The sequence below is a fragment of the Psychrilyobacter sp. genome, from assembly GCF_049671765.1.
Classification (GTDB): domain Bacteria; phylum Fusobacteriota; class Fusobacteriia; order Fusobacteriales; family Fusobacteriaceae; genus Psychrilyobacter.
Genome location: NZ_JBATVM010000151.1, coordinates 1 through 2,261, shown reverse-complemented (window position 1 = coordinate 2,261; position 2,261 = coordinate 1). Strand labels below are relative to the sequence as shown.

1 protein-coding gene is annotated in these 2,261 nt (G+C 30.0%); it reads right to left on the bottom strand.

Translation table 11 applies throughout. The features are described from left to right. Positions 1-197: 197 nt before the first annotated feature. A complete protein-coding gene (locus WBG30_RS07200) occupies positions 198-2,120 on the bottom strand; it encodes a polysaccharide biosynthesis protein (RefSeq protein ID WP_424503964.1) in 1,923 nt (640 codons plus the stop codon). Positions 2,121-2,261 lie beyond the last annotated feature (141 nt).

Here is a 2,261-nt window from a genome sequence, read left to right as displayed (position 1 = left end):
CATTATGCCCGTCAGGTATCCCACTAAGAAACGGGAATCCATGGTCTCACTCTATAACATCATTTAGAAAAAGTTTGCTTTTCTTTGGTTCGTTTCTTTTTCAGATAAAAAGTAAATGAACCCGTATCAAAGACGGAAACTTTGGAACTTTATTTTTTCTTCTGTGCATCTCCGTGTCCAAGTCTTTAAAATCACTTTTAACTAACAACTAATTTCTCTTTTCTTACTCTAACTTCTTCTATCGAAGAACCAACTATAGAAGAATATTTTACCTTCCTATTAACTTCTTCTGGCTCCTTAAAAGTAATAACGACCTTCTTCATTACTCCTTTTAACTTTTCATATTCATGTGCCTTCAATATACCTTTTAGTTCTTCTAAATATTTTAAATTTCCCACTTCATCTTCATCATGAAGTTTTCCTATAAATATCTTTTTATTTTCCGTCTTCTCTGCACTATTTACATCATAGAGTAGTTCCTCATACAGTTTTTCACCTGGCCTAAGCCCTGTGATCTCTATATCTATATCTTCACCCAGTGTTAACCCAGATAGTTTTATAAGGTTTTTAGCCAGATCCATTATTTTTACAGGTTCCCCCATATCTAATATAAATACTTCTCCACCTTTACTCATTGTTCCAGCTTCTATTACTAGACTTGCTGCTTCTGGTATTGTCATAAAATACCTAGTGATCTCTGGGTGAGTTACAGTTATATTTTTCTTTTCCTCTATCAATTTTTTAAATAATGGAATTACACTTCCACTGCTCCCTAATACATTTCCAAATCTAGTTGCCATAAATTTTGTTTTACTGATTTTATTTTTTTCCTCAACTAATAGTTCAGCTGTTCTCTTGGTAGCACCCATAATGTTAGTTGGATTTACTGCTTTGTCTGTAGAGACCAAAATAAATCTTTCAGCATTATAAATATCAGCTAGATCAATTATGTTTTTAGTTCCAAACACATTATTTTTAATTGCTTCCTCTGGGTTATGTTCCATGAGAGGAACGTGTTTGTGAGCTGCTGCGTGAAATACTATTTCTGGTTTATATTTTTTAAATAAATACTCCATCTTCTCATATTCCCTTACATTTCCTATCTCACTTATAATTTCAAGATCTTTATATTTTCTCTTCAATTCTAGCTCTAAAAAATATATTGAATTTTCATTTAAATCTATATTTATTAATTTTTTAGGGTTGTATTTTGCTATCTGTCTGGATAATTCTGAACCGATAGAACCTGATCCTCCAGTTATAAATATCACCTTACCCTCTATACCACGGGCTATATTTCTACTGTTCACCTTTATTATCTGTCTACCTAACAAATCTTCTACCCTTACATCTCTAACTTGATTTAAAAAAGATCCACCTTCTAATATTTCATCATAACTAGGTAGTATTTTAATTGTTACTTTCTCAGTATCTATTAATTTATACACCTCTTTGATCTGCTTACTCCTCATTGAAGGTATAGCTATTATAACTTCATCTATATTAAATTCACCTATCAATCTTGGAATATCAAATCTGTTTCCTAAAACTTTTTTTCCATAAAGTACCATGTTTTTCTTTTTAGGATCATCATCCACCACCCCTATTATTTCTAATTTTAGATGTGGATTTTTAAGGCTTTCTCGAAGTAATCCTTCTCCAGCTTCTCCAGCTCCTACTATCAATGCTTTTTTTCTTTCAGTTTTATTTTTTTTCCCAAATTGCATACTTTCTAATGTCCTATGAACTCTAAAGGCAAATCTTCCAATAAGTAAAAATATCATCTCAAATATAACCATAAGAGAAAATAAACTTATAGGAAATTTTGCTATTTCCAAAAATACTATAGCCAATACATAGATCATATTAGAAAAAGTTACAACCATAATGATATTAAATATATCCAATGAATTGGTATATCTCCAGCTTTTTTTATTTATTTTTAAGATCAAATTTAAAACAATATAAATCACCAAAAAGTGAGCCACATATCTCATTCTAAAATATTTTTCCCAATCACCTTCAAACTTTATCATAAAAGCAAATATAAAAGCTGAACTTAATAATATGGAATCTAGAAATAGTTTAATACCGTTTCTTACCCTGTCATTTTTTAACATATTTTTCCTCCCGGTTAAATCTTTTTGACTTGCCTAAGTAAATTTCTATCTTAATTTTTTCTATCTAAAACTAATTTTCTTACTTTTATTTTAACATATTCTTCTTATATCTAATAAGACCCAAGTCATTCATTCCCAACT